Source organism: Sphingobium sp. CFD-2, from assembly GCF_024611135.1.
GTDB lineage: Bacteria > Pseudomonadota > Alphaproteobacteria > Sphingomonadales > Sphingomonadaceae > Sphingobium > Sphingobium fuliginis.
On sequence record NZ_CP084405.1, the window covers coordinates 1117364 to 1134132 of the forward strand.

Annotated in this window: 19 protein-coding genes; all 19 read right to left on the minus strand. The window is 63.3% G+C overall.

Features of this window, described 5'->3' with window-relative positions; genetic code table 11:
• Nucleotides 1-15: 15 nt before the first annotated feature.
• The 19 genes from LDB29_RS05255 to LDB29_RS05345 all read right to left on the minus strand — a co-directional run bounded on the left by LDB29_RS05255 (nt 16) and on the right by LDB29_RS05345 (nt 16758).
• A complete protein-coding gene (locus LDB29_RS05255; protein WP_257556395.1) occupies nt 16-1524 on the minus strand; it encodes a hypothetical protein in 1509 nt (502 codons plus the stop codon).
• Between the two features lie 3 nt (nt 1525-1527).
• Entirely contained in the window at nt 1528-2247 is a 720-nt protein-coding gene (locus LDB29_RS05260) for a DUF2793 domain-containing protein (protein WP_257556397.1), read from the minus strand.
• A gap of 28 nt (nt 2248-2275) precedes the next feature.
• Nucleotides 2276-6394, minus strand: coding sequence for a phage tail protein (locus LDB29_RS05265; RefSeq protein WP_257556399.1), 4119 nt, complete (start codon nt 6392-6394; stop codon nt 2276-2278).
• Nucleotides 6391-6807: an NlpC/P60 family protein gene (locus LDB29_RS05270; RefSeq protein WP_257556401.1), complete on the minus strand. Its 417-nt coding sequence runs from the start codon at nt 6805-6807 to the stop codon at nt 6391-6393. Before LDB29_RS05270 ends, LDB29_RS05265 begins: the two co-directional genes overlap by 4 nt.
• Nucleotides 6800-7666 carry a DUF2163 domain-containing protein gene (locus LDB29_RS05275; RefSeq protein ID WP_257556402.1) on the minus strand — a complete coding sequence of 289 codons (867 nt, stop codon included), beginning with the start codon at nt 7664-7666 and terminating at the stop codon, nt 6800-6802. Before LDB29_RS05275 ends, LDB29_RS05270 begins: the two co-directional genes overlap by 8 nt.
• Complete coding sequence (locus LDB29_RS05280) at nt 7667-7804, minus strand: hypothetical protein (protein ID WP_257556403.1); 138 nt, start codon at nt 7802-7804, stop codon at nt 7667-7669.
• Nucleotides 7801-7974: a hypothetical protein gene (locus LDB29_RS05285; RefSeq protein ID WP_257556405.1), complete on the minus strand. Its 174-nt coding sequence runs from the start codon at nt 7972-7974 to the stop codon at nt 7801-7803. Before LDB29_RS05285 ends, LDB29_RS05280 begins: the two co-directional genes overlap by 4 nt.
• Nucleotides 7971-8570 carry a DUF2460 domain-containing protein gene (locus LDB29_RS05290; RefSeq protein WP_257556407.1) on the minus strand — a complete coding sequence of 200 codons (600 nt, stop codon included), beginning with the start codon at nt 8568-8570 and terminating at the stop codon, nt 7971-7973. Before LDB29_RS05290 ends, LDB29_RS05285 begins: the two co-directional genes overlap by 4 nt.
• Nucleotides 8570-11473 carry a phage tail length tape measure family protein gene (locus LDB29_RS05295; protein ID WP_257556409.1) on the minus strand — a complete coding sequence of 968 codons (2904 nt, stop codon included), beginning with the start codon at nt 11471-11473 and terminating at the stop codon, nt 8570-8572. Before LDB29_RS05295 ends, LDB29_RS05290 begins: the two co-directional genes overlap by 1 nt.
• Complete coding sequence (locus LDB29_RS05300) at nt 11470-11712, minus strand: hypothetical protein (protein ID WP_257556411.1); 243 nt, start codon at nt 11710-11712, stop codon at nt 11470-11472. Before LDB29_RS05300 ends, LDB29_RS05295 begins: the two co-directional genes overlap by 4 nt.
• 62 nt (nt 11713-11774) lie before the next feature.
• Nucleotides 11775-12119, minus strand: coding sequence for a hypothetical protein (locus LDB29_RS05305; RefSeq protein ID WP_257556414.1), 345 nt, complete (start codon nt 12117-12119; stop codon nt 11775-11777).
• Entirely contained in the window at nt 12116-12538 is a 423-nt protein-coding gene (locus LDB29_RS05310; RefSeq protein WP_257556415.1) for a phage tail tube protein, read from the minus strand. Before LDB29_RS05310 ends, LDB29_RS05305 begins: the two co-directional genes overlap by 4 nt.
• Nucleotides 12539-12540: 2 nt before the next feature.
• On the minus strand, nt 12541-12933 hold the full coding sequence (locus LDB29_RS05315) for a DUF3168 domain-containing protein (RefSeq protein ID WP_257556417.1): 393 nt from the start codon (nt 12931-12933) through the stop codon (nt 12541-12543).
• Nucleotides 12933-13406 carry an HK97-gp10 family putative phage morphogenesis protein gene (locus tag LDB29_RS05320; protein WP_257556419.1) on the minus strand — a complete coding sequence of 158 codons (474 nt, stop codon included), beginning with the start codon at nt 13404-13406 and terminating at the stop codon, nt 12933-12935. Before LDB29_RS05320 ends, LDB29_RS05315 begins: the two co-directional genes overlap by 1 nt.
• Nucleotides 13406-13726: a phage head closure protein gene (locus LDB29_RS05325; protein ID WP_257556421.1), complete on the minus strand. Its 321-nt coding sequence runs from the start codon at nt 13724-13726 to the stop codon at nt 13406-13408. The genes LDB29_RS05320 and LDB29_RS05325 overlap by 1 nt, the downstream gene beginning before the upstream one ends.
• Nucleotides 13726-14223 (minus strand): hypothetical protein, encoded by a 498-nt coding sequence (locus tag LDB29_RS05330; RefSeq protein ID WP_257556423.1) that lies wholly within the window; start codon nt 14221-14223, stop codon nt 13726-13728. Before LDB29_RS05330 ends, LDB29_RS05325 begins: the two co-directional genes overlap by 1 nt.
• A gap of 33 nt (nt 14224-14256) precedes the next feature.
• Nucleotides 14257-14841, minus strand: coding sequence for a head-tail connector protein (locus tag LDB29_RS05335; protein ID WP_257556425.1), 585 nt, complete (start codon nt 14839-14841; stop codon nt 14257-14259).
• A 4-nt stretch (nt 14842-14845) separates the two neighbouring features.
• Complete coding sequence (locus tag LDB29_RS05340; RefSeq protein ID WP_257556427.1) at nt 14846-15265, minus strand: hypothetical protein; 420 nt, start codon at nt 15263-15265, stop codon at nt 14846-14848.
• A 77-nt stretch (nt 15266-15342) separates the two neighbouring features.
• Nucleotides 15343-16758: a phage major capsid protein gene (locus LDB29_RS05345; RefSeq protein ID WP_257556428.1), complete on the minus strand. Its 1416-nt coding sequence runs from the start codon at nt 16756-16758 to the stop codon at nt 15343-15345.
• Nucleotides 16759-16769: the final 11 nt, after the last annotated feature.

Below are 16769 nucleotides of genomic sequence, written 5' to 3' on the forward strand. Positions count from 1 at the left end.
GGAGGGCGCGTCGCGTCATGGCAACGACTGTTCGGACCATGAAAGCAGATCAACCTCTTGCCCAAGATCAGTGCCGCCGGAGTTGTTTGCATTGTATCCAAAACCGACATGCGTGGCAGCGTTTGTTAAAAATCCCCACAGCGCCGTTCCGGCATAGCTCGCCGTGCGCGTCCAATACACGCCATCGTAGGAGTGATACATGTTGCAATCCGTGCCATCATATTTGAGCCGCATCCAAATATCTGATGGGTAGGGAATTTGATTGCCGCCGAAGGAGATAAATGCGCTGTATGTAGTATCGTTTGTCATGCGGACGCCGCCCACGCCGCCCGCCTCCCAATCGAACCCGAGTATAACAGACTTGCTGGACGCGGAATCTCGAACGACAAGGCCCCAAGCCATATAGCTTGTGACGCGGGTGTGCCTACGAAGGCGAGCCGTCACTTGCCAGTGCGTTCCGGCGATCGGCCTCAACGCGGCTCGCAATATGTTGGAATTTCCATATGCGTAGATGTCTTCGTAAATTCTCACGCCTGTGACGGGGCTGCTGAAGTCCGCTAGGTGAGTCTTTGTGGCGTCAAAATTCTGCTGGGTCCAATTGGATGCAGTCGGAGGGGCTGTGAAGCTTGCCTCGCTTGAGCTACCTCCACTCGCTGCCCAGGATGGGTTCGCCCCCACGCCCCCAGTGGTCAAAACTTGGCCAGATGTTCCAGGCGACAGCGCTGACCATGCAGACGCGCCGCGATAGAGGATCTGTCCCTGCGTCGATCCGATGGCCTGGTCGATCAGTGCACTCAGCGTCGATGCGGTCGGGACGGCCGATGACCCTGTCGAGTTGCCGACGACATAGCCCGCACTGATGGACGACAGACTGATCGTGCCGCTGCCGGTGATCGTGCCGCCGGTGACAAGGCCGGACGTAGCCACGCTGGTGACCGTGCCGCCGCCCGCGCCGGACGGCGCGTGACAGCCCAGCGTGTGCGTGGTCGTGTCGTAATATAGCGCGTCGTTGGAGCCAGAGCAGCTTGGCAGCGTCGCGGCGGTCGGGACGGCCGACGAGCCGGTCAGGTTCGCAAGGATGCTGTCCGCCGCGATGGCCGACAACCCGATCGCACTGCATCCGAAAGCGTGCGTGCCGGTGTTGTAGGTCAGGGCGTAGCCGGCCGACGAGCAGCTCGGCACGGCCCCGGAGGTCGGCACCGCCGAGGATCCGGTGAAGTTGCCGACGACACTATCCGCCGCGATCGAGGAGAGGCCGGTGGCATAGGGGCCGACTGTCGCCCCGCTGATCCGGCAGTATAGGCCGGCCGTGGTCGTCCAGCAGTCGCCGTCATTGGGCGAGGTCGGCGCCGTGCCGTGCGGCAGGTTGAGGCTGCTGTTCGCGGTCGTCGGGGCATTGAGCTGGAGCGCGGTGGCGCTGGGCAGCTTCTTGATCTGTCCGGATTGAATGACCAGCGGCGTTTCGGCGGCAAAGGAAGGAACCGCCAGCACGAGCGCCAGCAGCAGGGAAAGAATCCGCTTCATGGATTATACCTCGATCATGGTTTGCGGGTTGAACAGCAGCGTGGTCGCGGACAGGGCGACGCCGACCTGTTGCACGCCATTGCCGGAACTGGATGGCGGGGTCGCGGTGAGTGCGCCGCCGGTCGTATCGAGATAATAGGTGGTGCCGGGCGTCAGGCTGGATAGTCCCGTGATGATCTGTCCGGCGAAGTAGATCGCCCCGCTTGCACCGCTCGATATCGCGGCCAGCGTGAAGGCGTTGGCGGGCTTGCTGCTGTCCGTCGCGTTCGCCTTGCGGATGCGCGCCGCGCCGCCGCTGGTGTAGAGATTGAGCACCTGCCCAGCCGAAAGCGCTTCGCTCGCCTGGATCGTCGCTGATGGGGCAGACAGTACCGCCGATGACGACCACGCGCTGCCGTCGTGCGTGATCTCCAGATTTTCATCGCGGACATAGAGCTTCATGCCCTCTACCGCGACGGTGATGAACTGCCATCCGTTCGAGGCATTCGCGCCGATCGCCACCGCCAACTTGCCGTCATGCCCCGCCCATGTGCCGGTCGCGGTCGCCTTGACCAGATAGCAGGCGCCGTCCGCGCAGCTTCCCGGGGGCGCTGTCAGGTCTCGGTCCTCGATCAGGAAGCGGCAGGCGCCGGCGTCAAGCAGCCGCGCCATCAGATTGACCGTGTCCCAGGGGGATGCCTGCGACGCAACCCATTCGGCGGCGCCGGTGCGTGGCAATGTCATGCTGCTTCCTTCTGTGCTGCGCGCGCGATCAGATCGCGCTCAGAACCTTGATTTCCGGGACGGATGACCAGGTGATGCCGGTCCATGATTTCTGCGTGATCCAGGTCACGCCGTCGTCATCGAGATAGTCGAGCGTGAAGTCGCGCGGACTGCGGCCCGTGGTCGAGAGGTTCTCGATCGACACCTCCTCGACCTTGACGGGATCGGGGAAGACGAACCCCGCATAGGCCGGCACGACGGCATGCCCCCAATGGTCGCCAGGGTTGAAGGCGCCCCACGGCGTGCCGCTGGTGCCCACGGCGCGGCCAGTGCTGTCGCCATTGCCGTTCGCCGGCACCGGATGCGCCTGGTCATCGCCGCCTGCCGTCGCCCGGAATTCGATCTGCTCGATATAGGTGACGGAAGGATCGCCGTTGTTCGCCGTGACGTTGATCCGCCAGGCCCGCGCATAGCCGGTCGCATAGGCGGGCTGGGGGAACAGCCGGGAGTTGCCGTAGAGCGGCGCGTCCCAGGTGAAGGTGAAGGCGTCGGTCCAGCTCGACCCATCGTCCGAATATTGGACCTTGCAGTCGCGGGGCAGGCGGCCGATGCCGTTGATGTTGCCGGAATAGAGCAGCACCTCAACGATCTCCACCGGATCGGCGAAGTGGTATTGCGCCCATTGATTGGTAGAGCCGGACGCAACCCAGGACGTCGCACTATTCTCATCGAACACATTCGCCGCCGAGCCGCTGCTGGCGTTCGAAACGGACGCGGTTCCACCTGTCGCGAGGTTCGGACCGCCCTGCACATCGCGCATCTCGATGTTGCTGAGCCCGGTGAAGCTGCCGTCCCCATGGTTGTTGAGCATCAGCACCCGCCAATAGGCATGCTCGCCATAGGTCGCGGTGTTGGTCGAGATCGCCAGCGGATAGCCGCGCAGAGAGAGCGCGGGCGACACCTGGTAAAGATTGACCGAGAGGCTGGTCAGGGCAAAACCGAGATCCTCGACCTGCTGATCGGCCGTATAGGTGAGAGGCAGGCTGCTGCCGGTAATCGTGCGGATGACCGCGCCATCATAGATGACATCGCAGGACCAGCTTTCCGCCGTCTCTCCCAGCGGCACGTCCGTCCCGTCGAGATTGGCGCCACCGATGCGCGTGCGGCGCACCGCATCGATCGACCAGTCGCCCGTCCCGCTGTCCAGCGTGAGCGCGCCATGGACCGGCGAATAGGGCTTTTGCGCGGCGGCGGTGAAGGGGACGGTGATGATGCCGAAACTTGTGCCCTCGTCGCGGCCCTGGCTGATCGGCTTGTAATAGTCCGTATCGCCGATCTCGCTCGCGCTCATGGTCCGCTTGATCCGCGAGGCGTCGACCAGCAGGAAGCGGTCGCCCGCGACGTGACCCGCGATATGTTGCTCCGTCCCCCGGCACCCGCGCGCGAGGCCAGTCAGGGTGTAGGAGCCGTCGACCTCCAGTGTCGCGGTGCGGAAGCGGATATATTCCCATCCGTCCGTACTCTGCAGCAGCGCCATGTTGAGCGACGGGCTCGCGTCGAATTCCGCGTCGGTCACGCTCTCCAGTTCGCCCGACTGGATGTTGATGTTGAGGCTGCTGCCATAATCCGGCAGCGAGGGCAGGCTTTCTCCCAGGGCGTTGGTGGCGATGCCCCAGGTGCAGGCATCCAACGCCGGGATCGACGCCCATCCCGATTCATAGCTGTCGAGCGAATTGTCGTCGCTCATGGAGAAGTCGGCGCCAGGCCAATAGGTCGTGCTGGCATAGGGGCCGGCCGCGACGACCATGAACGGGCCGGGCTGATCCTCGCCGTCATGGGCGAGCGGGACATCCAGCACGAAGCCGCTTGTCGGCCCCGGCACCAGCATGACCGAAGGCACCCGGCCATCCATCGCCGCACCGGCATTGCCCGACAGGATCGCGATGGACGGATCATCCCGCTCCCATTCGGCCTTGATCGACCCGTCCGCCGAGATCGTCTGCGCGGTCAGGCGCACCGTGCGGCTGATGCCATCCAGGACCAGTGTCCGGACGTCCGAGGGCTCGATCGCCAACTCGCGCGCCGTGATGGCATTGGTGACCGTGTCGCGCCCGAACCACTTGCGACGCAGGTATCGTTCCGCCAACTGGCGCGCCTCGTCCACCGTCAGGGCGAGGTTCGTCATGTTGATGCTGAGCTCGCGCGCCGTGGAAACCGATACGATGGGGCGCTGCACCCTGACGCTGTTCGTCTGCTGCTCCGCGTCGACGTCGGCGAAGCTGAAGGTCAGGACGCGGGGGAGGTCGCGGTCGGATGCCCGCTCGCCGGTGTAGCGCGGATCGGCGCGCACGAATTCCGCGACGTCGATCGATCCGCCGCTCGCACCGCCGCGCTTCACGCCCCGGATGCTGAAATCATGCGGCGCGATGTCGCAATCATGCGCGTCGAACAGCGGCTCCAGGATGTCGCGGCCGGCGCCCTGGGTCCAGTTGTAGCCGCGGATCGTCTGGTCGAGCGCGGAGAAGTCCGCATTGCCGTCTGGCACCCCGCACCGCTCCGCCACGTCGTCCGCGATGGACCCGAGCGTCACGCCGTTGCTGCTGGCTCGGTCGAGGAAGCGGAAGGTGATGATCGGGCCTGCGCCGCCACCGGCGCCCGCGAGGATGGCGTGCAGGCTGGAGATATAGGTGATCGTGCCGAGGATGCTGGTCTCATTCTTCCAGTCGAGCGGGTCGACCGTCTGAATGGTGGACAGATCCTTGAGCGATACCTCCGTATAGCCGAGCCAGATGCTGCTCTGCCGGGGATCGTGATTGATCCAGTTATTGCCGGCCCACTCATAGCCGAATGAGCGGTCATCAACGATGTCCAGGGTCTCTTCATCTATCAGATAGAGGCGGCTCCCCGCCCACTGGAGTACGAAATGCCCGTCATGATGCGCGGCGTCGACCTGGGGGCCAACGGCGCCGGGCACTGTGAACGATGCCGACGAGGGTGACCCCGGCCGCGCGCCCGTGTCCACGATCCGATGGAGATACATGGTCGTCGCCGTCAGGAACGGCCCCCATTCGGCGCCAACCGCCCAGATGTCGCCGTGGCCGTCCACGAAATATTGCGTGACCTTCCATCCGTAATAAAGCTCCATCCACCCGAACAGCGGGGCGGCCATGTTCATGTGATATTGCCGGTTCCAGTAGGACCATGCGTAGGTCAGGATGTGATCGATCCCATTGCCGTCGGTCAGAACGGCGCACGCTGCCTGGTATGATCCGCCGGTGTCGAGCGATCCCAGATAAGCGAATGTCTGCGCATCGAATTTCTGGATGCGTCCGCCGCCCTGACCATGATTGTTCGATCCGTTTTGCGCTGCATAAATGACGCCCGAGGCGGAGATGCCCATGCGATCTCCGGAAACTTCCGCCGAGAAGACCCCGCTATGGAGCAGCGTGCGCGTGGGAAGATCCCAAATCTCATAGGTGGTGCCGCCCCACAAGGCATAGGTGCCCGATGGGTCGAGCATCAGGTTGCCCGGGGTGGCATAGGCGTAGGGGTAGCTCTCATATGGGTAGGCCGGATCGCCCGTTGCGACCGCTTCCACCGTGATCTGGGGGATGCGATTGCCGACCTTTTCAAGCGGGATGTCGTCGAAGACGATATAGGCGACCCCGCGATAGGCCGGACAGGATCCGGCGCCATGCTTGCTCTCGACGTCCGCCAGCATGCGCGGGTCCGGCATCTGGTCCTCGGTGCCGAGGTAGATGCGGATATGATCCGCGATCGAGAAGCCCTTGCTGAGAGCGAAGGGGGAGATCGGCCCAGGGCCGGTGGCGTCGTAAACCAGATGCTTGTCGAACCAGATGCGCGTGACGGCGTCGATCTGATGCGCGGCGATGGCGATGGCCCAACTGCCGTAATAGGTATATTCGTTGTATTTGCCCCCCTTGGTCTTCCGCTTGCGCTTCACCTCGCGTAGCGGTTCGGCCCAGATGATGGGTACGCCCTCGAAACGGCGCAGTCCGTAGAAGTAATTGAGCGGCGTGCCGTAATCCGCGACCGTGACGGACAGGTCATCGAGGCGCGGACCCTCGATCTTGCGGGAGGCTTGCAGGCCCATCTGGGCCGCCGTCAGCGCGGCGGTGATGGCGAGGCTGACGGGATCGATCGTCACGCGATGTCCCTCCAACGGAAAATGCCGACAACGGGCCAGTCGGGATTGAGCGGAACCTCGATCACGCGGCGCGGACCCTTCGCATAGGTGTGGATCATCCGGCTGCCGCCGGCATAGATGCCCAGATGCTGGGCCTTGTCCCCGACGCGCATCAGCAGCACGTCGCCGGGGCCCATCGCATCGACGCGGTCGAACAGGTCGGAGAGGCCGCGCAGCAGCAGATGGGAATCGACGCCGCGCCGATATTCCGCGGACATCAGCGCATAGATGCTGTTGCCCTCCGGTCGCCCGCACGCGCGCGCCACGCCCGCGACCAGGCCCTTGCAATCACAGCCGCGGCCCTTCGCCGACTGTTGCCACCGGAACGGCGTCCCGATCCACTGGCGGGCCTCCGCGACGATGGCGTCAGACACCGCTGTTTCCCGGCACGGCATATTTCAGCACCTGGTCGCTGCCCGGCACCTCTGGAAATCCGCGAAAGTTGAGGATGTTCGAATAGGCCATGCACGCCTCGCGCGTGCGGGCGCACCCGCGCCTGATCGTCAACGTGTCCCCGACCTCGGGCGCTTCCGCGAGTGCGGTGAACAGCACCACAGAACCGGTTGCGGACCAATAAAAAAGTTCAACGGGGGCGGTGCCAGCCAGCGCACCGGATGTGAACTCGACTTGCCCGTCATTGAAATAGCCGTCCGCATAGCTGCCGGTGAACGTGACCGTGAAGCCGAGATCGCCAATGACAGCACTGACGGTCGCGCCGATCTCCTCGGGCGTGAGCGTACAGAGGGCGCTGCCGAAGTCGGTCGCGCAATAGGGCGTGATGACGCTGCCGATCGTCTGGTTGAACCGGGCGATGTCCGACGTGATGGGCAAGACGAACGTGCCACCCTCGACCCGCGCGTCGCCCACGTCGCCCGCCAGGATCTTGATCGTCCCGGAGCCGAGCGAGCGCCAGTTGACCTGGAACAGCCGGGCGCGGGCATTGTTGAACCTGCCGCCGAGCACCGCCGCGCGGGTGACGACGTCGCCGATCGGCCCGGTGACCTCCAGATTGTCCGCATCGAACCCGGCGGAGAGCCGCACGTCGCTGGGTAGGATGCCCGTCGCGGCAGAATAGGTGATCGACCCGTCGCCGAGATCGAAGTCGAGATCGCGGTCGTGATCGGTGACGCCGATCGATGTGCCGTCCGCGAGATCAAGGCGGAGCATGGCGCATCGGGTGTGCGTCCGCGTCGCTATGTGCGCGGCCAGTGGGCCGCCAAGCGTGCGACTCATCTACTTGTTGCGCCCTATCAGTGCGCACAGGATGGCGAAATACACAAAAAGGAATTCAGCGTCCGGCTTCATTTTCATCAGGCCAAAGTGCGCAGCCAGTGCAGCAATAAGCGCGACGACCCCGAGAAGATTGATCATTTCCCACCCTCGGCAGCCTGATGTTCGCGCCAATCCCGATACTGGTATCGAGTTGGGAGGCGGTTTCCCCAGCGGGCCAGGTCCGTCATGCGGCCGTGGATCATCGCTAGATAGACGTATTGCGCTGGCTTGCTGCCATGCAGCCGCACTTCGTGAATCTTGCGCTTCATTCGCGCACCTCTTTCAGGGTGATCGTCTCGATATGCTCAAGGTCGGCGGAATAGCCGAGCGTTTCGAGGGGGGCATCGAAGCGAACGGGGATGTCGAATTGCCCGGTGACGCTGATCTCCACGCCCAGCGAGGGCGCGACGGAGAAGGTCAGCATGCCGGTGTCATAATTGATTGAGTATCCGGAGACCTGGAGCACGCCGGCCTTGAACACCTGGAAAGACGAGATCGGCCGCGTGATGTCGCGGCTGACCGTCTCCCCGTCGACCGTCCAGCTTTGCGTGATCTGGAATGCCGTGGTGGACCCATCCCCGGTCCCGATGATCTCCGCGTCGAGCTGGTAATCGGCCCAATCGCGGAACCGGAAGCTATGCAGCTTGCCGCGGGCGACCTTGAACATCGCGACGACCGCCTGATAGACGGCGTTGTCGCGCTGAGACATGGGGAAACTGATCTCATACTCCCGGAGCGACTGAGATGAGCGCGCATTGCGCACCTCCCAGCCGCCATCGGTCGTGACGATCTCGATATCCTCATCGTCCCGGCGCCGCGCGCCGATCTCGACTTCGCGGGGGAGGTGCTGGTCGATGAAGGCCATCAGTATCCCTGCTTCTTGGCGGCGGCGAGCCTGGACTGGAAGGCGGAGGCGACCTGCCGCCCAGCCTCGCGGGCTTCGCGCGCGTTGGTGACGTTGGGCAGCACGATTTGGCCGATATGCACCGTGCCGAGCGCATTATTGTTTGCCGCAAGATCCTGATACTTGCCGACGATCCCTCCCGCTGCGAAGCGCGGAGGGGTCACGCCCTTGTTCATCATATCGAGATGCGTCTTGCCCCAGCGGCGCACCGCGGCAGCGTTCAGCACATATTCGCCATTGGAGAGCCAGGCCTGAATGCTGTCGGACGTCGAAGTGCCTGGGCCTTTGACCGCGCCGCCCTCGGCAAACGGCATGGGCATCGCGAAAGCCGAAAGGCCGCTGGAATTGATGCCCGCGGCGAGTCCGGCGACATTGCTGCTGGCGGTCGAAAGCGATCCCTCCAGGGGATTGCCACCGCCCATCGCACCGCCGATGAAGGAAAGGGCCTGACCGAAGAAACCCCCGCCACCGCCCATATGGGCCTGCAAGGCGCGGGCGATGGGCTGGATCAGGACCTGATCGATGAACATGCCGATGAGGTTGCGAAGCATCGGATCTTCGACGCCAAGCGTGTTTGCGATCGCATCATTGATGCCGGTGCGAACAGCCTCCAGCTCGTCGACCATCAGGCCTTCAACCCGCTCGCCGATCAGGCGGGGATCATTCTGCCGGATATAATTTTCCAGCGGGCTTTCTGTGCCGCGCATGATGCCCTGCTGCCGGAAGCCATAGCGGGCATCCAACGACCCAAGGCGAATATTGGCATCTTCGCGGGCAGCCGCACTCGCCTGCGGATCGTTCGCGATGCGCTGGAGGGCGCGACGCTCCTCCTCCTTCTCGATCGCCAGGATCGATAGCTGAAGGCGGCGCCGATCTTCCTGGGTTACCGCCAACTGTTCCTGAAGGCTCAAAATATCCTTCTGGTTGTCGTTCGCGGCTGTCCAGATCGCAAGCGACTCGTCGGATTTGCGGCGGGCCTCCGCGACGTTGATAGTGATCAGCTTCTGTTCGGCGATCTGCTTCACCTTCTCCTCAAGCTCATCCTTGTGGGCCTTGATGATCGGGTTAAGCGCCGCCTTCGCCTCGATGTCGGCAATCAGCTTGTCGCGCTCGGCCGTGACCTGATCCCGGGCAAACTGCGCGATCTGTTCGGCGTCGGTGACATTCGCGCGCTTGGCAGCCAGCAGATCGCCGTCGAGGCCCGCCTGGATATCGACGAATTCCTTTGCCTGCCTGACCTGCTGATCGGCCAGCCGCTGCGCTTTCTCCTGCGCGGCAGCCATCCGCCGCGCTGCTTCTTCCGGGGATGCCGATGCGGTCCACGCGACATGGAAATGATCATCATGGTCGCCGGGCTTTGACGCCGACCGGCCGGGGCCGAAGAACTGCTCCACACCCTTCGCGTTGCGACGGATCGATACGCCGGCATCCTTGAGCATCTGCTCGACCTGGGCGGTGGTATATTGCCCCATGCCGCCGGCGGGCACGAAGTCGATAGCGCGGCCCGCATAATGATCGCTGCCAGAAACATGCTTGCCGCCGGTGGTCGAAGTGACCGACGCACCGGGGAAAATCTGCTTGATCAGCGCCACCATGTCGCCCACGCTTGCCTGCGCGGCTCCGCTGCCGTTGGTCGATTTTGCCGCCTCGCGCGCCGCCTTCTCCGCGGCCGCCTGCTCGGCGCCGACCTGGCGTAGCACGACCTCTACCGGCTTGCCCTTGAACAGGCCCATCTGCGATGTGTCGCGGATGACCTTGCGTATATCGTCATATTTCTGACGGATCGCCTCGAGCGGCTCGATTGCCTTCCCGGCGAACTCGCCCAGCTGAAGCGCACGATTGTTGATCTCGGTCTGAAGGCGCTTGATGTCTTCCGCGTTGGCCTTCTGCTTGTCCGCGATGCTGTTGCGCGCGGCAATGTCCGCTGCCTGAAATGCCTGCGGCGCCATGGCGTTGCCGAACTTGTTCTCCTGCGCCTCCAGTTGGGCTTTCAGCAGCTGGCGGGTGGCGAGGGCGCGCTTCAGATCCGCCTCCGCAGCCTCCTTGGCCTGGGCGACGTAGAGACGGGTATCTTCCGTCGATTTCTTCTGGCTCTGGTTGTAATCATCGATCGCCTTCGTCAGCGCTTCGTGCGACGCCTTCTGACGATCGACCGCACTGGATAGGTCAAGGTGGGCGTCCTTCGCCTTTTTTGCTGCGTCTCCGCTGTCGAGCAGCTTGGTGGCAAGGGCGCCAACGACGGCCGTGCCGACCATCAGCGCAACGCCCCAAGGTCCACTCATGAAGGAGGCGAACTTGCTCGTACCTCCAGACATTTCCTGCACGGCCTGCACAACCTGCGGACCCTGCTGGGCGAAGATGAGCGCGGCGTGAGCTCCTCCAGCGAACTGCGTGGCAACGTCGGACAGCTGGAAGCCCAAATTGCGCAGGCCGAAGTTGGTGCCCCCCGCGTCGTTCGCCGCCTTGCCGAACTGCTTGATGTTGGCCACGCTGCGGGAATATTCGCCGCGAACCAGGCTGAGAGCGGTGCGCGTCTCAAGGATCTGCGTTTTGTAGGCGGCAAGGTCGATCTCCCCTGCCTTATAGGCGGCCTTCGCCGCCTTGAACTCGGCATTCGCCTGTAATTGCGAGGCGGCGACCGCCTTGATCGCCGCCTGCAACTGATCATAGCCCGACCGCGTACCCGCGAGCGAACTGGCCGTCTGCTTCGCCTCCGACCCGACGTCGTTGAACCCGGCGCCGACTTGGCGCAGGGACTCTAGCATCGACGTCTTGGTCGCCTTCAGATTGTCGGCTGCGCCCTTGCATGCCGCATCCCAAGAGGCGGTGTTGCCGACGAAGTCGACGCCGATCTGCTGCGTCATGAGTTGCCCGCCGTCCTCTTGAGCTTCGCCATCATCTGCCGCTCGGCGCTGGTCACATCCTCAGGAAGGTCGTGAACGTCATCCGGGAAGGGCATGAATTCTGTCGGGTCCACGGCTGACCGGGTATGCGGCTGAAGTGTCGCCCACATGATCCGGCTCATCCGAATGTCGGCGCGCTGCTCGCCCTGGGGGTCAAGCTCCCAAAAGGCTTTCCAGTCGCCATACTCCCTGGCTGACATGCCGTGCACCATCTCGGCGACGGAGCGCCAGCCCAGGGCAAGCGCGAGACGGTGACGGAACCTTAGTTCGCCGTCTCGCTTGAGGCGTTTTTTGCCTCTTCCGCCGCCGCGGGCCCCATGCCGTTATGGGCAAGGATGGCCTTCGAAATCCTGGAGATGATCCCGGCCGGCAGTTTGGCGATCTGATCGAAATCTTCAGGGGTGAACAGTCGAACACCCTTGTCGTCGCAGGCGCCGATAATGACGATCTGCGCGGACGCAGGTTTTGCGTCGTCCAGCTTCGTGAGCTTGTCCATCTCGTCGACGGAGAGGGTGGCGATGCGCACCGCTCCGCCCATCTCGGGGACGTCGACCGTACCGATATCGGCGTCGACGTACCCGAGGATGCTGTCACGTGACAGGCTCATGCATAACCCCATGCGCCCGAGGTGCGGAACGACGACGAGAAGGGCGTCTTTCCATCCACGGCCGCCGAAGCCGCATATTTCTTGACCAGCGCCTTGATGTACCAGACATCACCCGACGACCAGGTAATCTTGAGCCAGCGGCGCTCCTGCACATCCTTGGCGTCACGCAGTTCCAGCTGGCCGGTATCGTCGGGCACGAAATTGCCGGAAATGGCGATATTGCCGTTGTCCGGTAGGCCGATCAGATATTCCTTGGCCTCGCTTTCGAGGTGCGTGACGTCGATGTCCGCGGCTTCGCCGGAAGGCTCGCCCACGTTATCGACTTCGCCAACCTTGGCAAAGGTCGCGGAACCATAAGCGGTTGCGTCCGCGTCCTCATTGGAGATGTGGACCGTGGTCCCCTGCGACTTAATCGCCATCGTTAAGACCTTTCATGAAAGATGAGGTAGTCTTGGCTGACGCGGAAGTTGCGCGTCTCTTCATCAGGAGCTGGACCGCTCTGATCCTGGAATGTGGCGGTGATCCTGGGATCGCCCGCTATGGTGACATTGTCGATCGCCGCGCGGATCGCTTCGGCCAGGGCAATGGCCTCCAGCGCGGTCCTGCCCCAGCTGTCGATTTGGAAGCGTGGCCAATCGAGATTGCTGGCTCCGTCGAGAAACTTGGCACCAGTGGTCGAGATACGCTGATAGGTGGCATAGGGATAGGTGACCCCCTGCCGCCCACCCGCCGGAAAGATGCGCCCGTCCGCCTGGGCCGCAAAGCCCGCATCGGCTGACAACGCGGCAGCGAGCGCGGTCTCTGCGGACGCCATCAGGTGACCTTCAGGCCCAGCTTGCGCGCGACATCGGCAATGGCTTTAAGGGCAGTGTCACGAATGGTTTCCACCGCCTTCTGACCCTTCTCGTCGACCGCCGGACGCATAAATGGTCGTGCCGGGGAATGCTCCGTACCCTTTTCCACGAAATGGGCGTACCGGGACGGCCGAGCGCGAGTGGGCTTTCCCTTGCCCTTGCGAATGACCATCGACAATTTGCTCGACGGCTTGAGCGACACAATGACCTGCCCCTGCCGCTGGTCAGCCTGCCGGGTGATGCGCATGGTGTTGGCCAGCAGGCCAGTGTCGACCGAGCCGGCTGAGATCAGATTTTCCTTCGCGGCATCATGAATGACGCTCGCGCCCGCGCGCAGGGATTTTTCGACGACCTGCTCGCGCTCAACCTTCGAGGGCAGCTGGCGGAGCATGGCCTCGATCTCATCCAGGCCACTGATCGTGCTTTCAGCCATCAGTTCGCTCCGCCGATCGCGACGCAGTGCAGCCAGGTTGCGCCTTCGCTGGGCTTGCCGGTGACATTGACGATGTCATAGGCGCGGTCCTGCCAGATCACGCGAGCCTCGCTGTTCATCGAACGATACCGGATCTTGAAGGCAACCTTCTTCTCGGCCTGGTAATCGCCCTTGACAAATTCCCTACCGAGTCCTTCGACTGCCTTGGCCCAGGCCATGGCATCGAGCGCCCAAGAGATTTCCTCCTCCTTGAGCTCATTTTCTGTTTTGGTGGGCGTTTCGATCCGGATCAGTTCGGTGAGTTCGCCTGCGGTGATCATCAGGCCTCGCCGACGATGACAAGCGTACCAGTCGCAGTCGCGCCAGACCCATTGGCGAGCTTGAGGATGTCGCCGGTGCCAGCCGCAACGGCCATGCCGGTCGCTGATGGGTCAGAAATCATGAACGCGCCGCCAGGCTTGACAGTGACAGTCGCCGTACCATCGTCAAATGGGCCGACGAACGGGTTGGATCCGTTCCCAAGGGTCAGGTTCGTGGTGTTGTCGCTGTCGGAGATCAGCAGGATCGCTTTGATGGCGGTAAACACACATGCCTGCCCCAGATCGTCGGTTAGCGACCCAGCAAGATCGAACGTTGTGTTCGCGCCGGATGCGAGGCTGAAGTCTTTGACATAGGTGTGCGTCGCCTGATCGGCTGCGGTACCGGTCGAAAGGTCGTGCGAATAGGCCTCTGAAACAGGCGCGGAGATCGTGCGATCGTCAACCGTCTTGGCGATCGTGCCCTTGATCGCGGCTTGCAGCTTTATCGAGAGCGTCATGGTCGCTTACTCCGGAGGATGGAAGGGAAGGGGTCAGACGCCGACGGCGCGGAGGGGGGCGAGAAGGGCGTCAACGGCGAGCGGCATTTGCGCGAACGGATCGGGCGTCGCCGCCTCGCGGTTCGCATACCAATGGCCGATCATGAGCTTGGCCGCGTGGATGATCGCGGGCGGAACATCCGCCACATCGCCGTAGCCACATCGCCATGCCACCTTCACGGCGTCGGGCCGGGCGGCGGTCGAGGGCCACGTCGCGCCGTCCTGCAGCACGATCATCGGCCCGATCGCATCGGACACGGCATGAAAGTCGGAGAAGGTCTGCTCCACGTCGTCCGCGTCGAAATAGGAGAGGGTAACCTCATCCCCGAGCGGACCGAGCGGGAGCCGAAAGGAATTGCACGCAGGGAAAGCGTCAAAGCTGCGCTCCCACTCCTGCGTCACCAGCGCGCGCCCCAGCACGCCGGAAAATCCGTCAAGATGCGCTTCGGCTGCGGCGATGAGCGCGGTGATCAGCGCATCCTCATCGTCATGCAGCACGCGCAGGTGGGCCTTCGCGTCCGCCAGGGACAGAATTGCCGAGGACGGCGCAACCGTCCTGACGGGCGCGAGGGCCTTCATGCGATTAAGCCGGCGGGTTCGCGGTCGGCTGACGCGACGGCTTGCCCAGCACCCAGACGCCGGCCATGTACAGGTTGCCGGTGTTGTTCGCGGGGGTAACAGTGGCGCGCACATAGCGCTTCTTGCCGGTATAGCCGATCTTGCGGGGCTCGCCATCGTCGGCGAAGGTGAAGCTGCCGAGCGCTTCGGTCCCGTTCAGATAGGCGTCGTCCACCGCCGAATAGGACGAATTGTCGTCGCTGTCCTCGATCAGCAGCGTGAAGGTGGCATCGGCGTCCGAAAGAGTGCCGGTGATCAGCGAGAGCATGGCGGCGCCATAGCCCTTGAGATCGGCCACGGTGGAAACCTGGGCGGTGTTGTCGGTGACGGCCGCGCCAGGAGCGAAGGCGGCAGCAATGTGCAGCCCGTTCATGATATCGCGCATGGATATTCTCCCGATGGAAAGATGTTAATCGGCCGGACAGCCCATACGGTGTTGCCCGGCCGATCGGGGCCGGCCTCTTACGAGGCGGCGAACTTCATCAGCTTGATCGCCTCGAAGTTGATCACCGCGCCGCCGACACGCTTCGTGGTGTAGAACTTCACGTAGGGCTTGCTGGTGAACGGATCACGCAGCACGCGGATCGCCTGACGATCCACGATCTGATAGCCTTCGTTGAAGTTGCCGAACGCCAGCGAGAAGGAGTTGGCGGCGATCGCCGGCATATCCTCCGCACGCACCAGCGGGTGACTGAGCAGCGTCTCGGGAGCGCCCAGCACGAGGCTGGGCTGCCAGAGATACTGGTTCTGGCCATCCTTGAACTTGCGGATCTTCGTGATGACCGTCCGGCGGGTGACAAACGCGGCACCCTCCAGATAGTCGACCTTCAGCGCGCCCACGATGTCGTGCAGCTTGTCCGCCGGGGTGGAGGCAGCGAAGTCGCCGGACGCGCCCGAGGCAATATAGCCAAGGGTGCCCCAGGTAACGCCCGTGCCATCGTCCGCCGCGGTCGAATAGCCCGCCGCGAAACCGCGGATCTTGTTCGCGGCGCCGTTGACGAATTCGCTGTTTTCGAAGCGACCGAACTTGTTGCCGACCTTGTCGGCCAGCCAGCCCTCGACGTCGATTTCCGCGTCGTCCAGCAACTGCTGGGTCGCCTTGGGCTCGGTGTCGATGATGTGGGTTTCGATCCGCCATTTGCCGAGCTGCGGCGTGGTGGTGTCGCCGCTGGTCGAATGCTCGCCAGCATAGCCGCACCCGGCCTCGCCCAGATCTTCCATACCCTCCAGGGCATCGGTCGAAATGGTCTGGATCGACGCGATGCGCCGGATCGGCGACGTCTCATAGATCTTCTTGACCATGCGGCCGGTGATGTCGGGCGTGACGAGATAGCCGCCATCGGGGTCGGATCCGACCGACAGCGTCTTGACCTCGTCGGCGGACAGAAGCTGGTTATTCTTGCGGAGGAACTTGGCGAACGCGCCCTTATATTCCTCGTAGCCCTTCATATCGAGCGGAGCGACCTGGGTCTTCTGCTCGGCGGCCTGGGCCTGGAGGCGGATATTGAAGAGCTTGAGCTCGACCTCCGCCTTCGCGGCATCGCCGTCACCCTTGATGCCGAAGCGCTGCAGGCGCAGTTCGAGCTCTTCGCGCTCCTTGCGCTCGGCGGCGATCGCACCTTCGATTTTCTGCTTCGCCTCCGCGCCGTCATCGAGCGACTTTTCGATCTTCGACAGGCGCTCCAGAAGAACAGGGTCGTTTACGCCCTTCTTGAGTTCAGCAATCTGCTCGTCGTGCGACTTGCGGAATGCCTCGAAGGAGGTCGCAATCAGTTCGATTGCGGCGGTGGGATCGGACGGCTGATTGCTGTCCTTCTGCTCAAATTCCAGGCCGCTGGAAAGCGCGGTCGACTGGCGAAGCATGGCTTCGGTCTTCATGGTCGTGCTCC

Bases quoted from the DNA above. Each gene is read 5' to 3' on its own strand.
- LDB29_RS05255 (WP_257556395.1), bottom strand. From the start codon at position 1,524: ATGAAGCGGATTCTTTCCCTGCTGCTGGCGCTCGTGCTGGCGGTTCCT.
- LDB29_RS05260 (WP_257556397.1), bottom strand. From the start codon at position 2,247: ATGACATTGCCACGCACCGGCGCCGCCGAATGGGTTGCGTCGCAGGCA.
- LDB29_RS05275 (WP_257556402.1), bottom strand. From the start codon at position 7,666: ATGAGTCGCACGCTTGGCGGCCCACTGGCCGCGCACATAGCGACGCGG.
- LDB29_RS05280 (WP_257556403.1), bottom strand. From the start codon at position 7,804: ATGATCAATCTTCTCGGGGTCGTCGCGCTTATTGCTGCACTGGCTGCG.
- LDB29_RS05285 (WP_257556405.1), bottom strand. From the start codon at position 7,974: ATGAAGCGCAAGATTCACGAAGTGCGGCTGCATGGCAGCAAGCCAGCG.
- LDB29_RS05290 (WP_257556407.1), bottom strand. From the start codon at position 8,570: ATGGCCTTCATCGACCAGCACCTCCCCCGCGAAGTCGAGATCGGCGCG.
- LDB29_RS05295 (WP_257556409.1), bottom strand. From the start codon at position 11,473: ATGACGCAGCAGATCGGCGTCGACTTCGTCGGCAACACCGCCTCTTGG.
- LDB29_RS05300 (WP_257556411.1), bottom strand. From the start codon at position 11,712: ATGTCAGCCAGGGAGTATGGCGACTGGAAAGCCTTTTGGGAGCTTGAC.
- LDB29_RS05305 (WP_257556414.1), bottom strand. From the start codon at position 12,119: ATGAGCCTGTCACGTGACAGCATCCTCGGGTACGTCGACGCCGATATC.
- LDB29_RS05310 (WP_257556415.1), bottom strand. From the start codon at position 12,538: ATGGCGATTAAGTCGCAGGGGACCACGGTCCACATCTCCAATGAGGAC.
- LDB29_RS05315 (WP_257556417.1), bottom strand. From the start codon at position 12,933: ATGGCGTCCGCAGAGACCGCGCTCGCTGCCGCGTTGTCAGCCGATGCG.
- LDB29_RS05320 (WP_257556419.1), bottom strand. From the start codon at position 13,406: ATGGCTGAAAGCACGATCAGTGGCCTGGATGAGATCGAGGCCATGCTC.
- LDB29_RS05325 (WP_257556421.1), bottom strand. From the start codon at position 13,726: ATGATCACCGCAGGCGAACTCACCGAACTGATCCGGATCGAAACGCCC.
- LDB29_RS05330 (WP_257556423.1), bottom strand. From the start codon at position 14,223: ATGACGCTCTCGATAAAGCTGCAAGCCGCGATCAAGGGCACGATCGCC.
- LDB29_RS05335 (WP_257556425.1), bottom strand. From the start codon at position 14,841: ATGAAGGCCCTCGCGCCCGTCAGGACGGTTGCGCCGTCCTCGGCAATT.
- LDB29_RS05340 (WP_257556427.1), bottom strand. From the start codon at position 15,265: ATGCGCGATATCATGAACGGGCTGCACATTGCTGCCGCCTTCGCTCCT.
- LDB29_RS05345 (WP_257556428.1), bottom strand. From the start codon at position 16,758: ATGAAGACCGAAGCCATGCTTCGCCAGTCGACCGCGCTTTCCAGCGGC.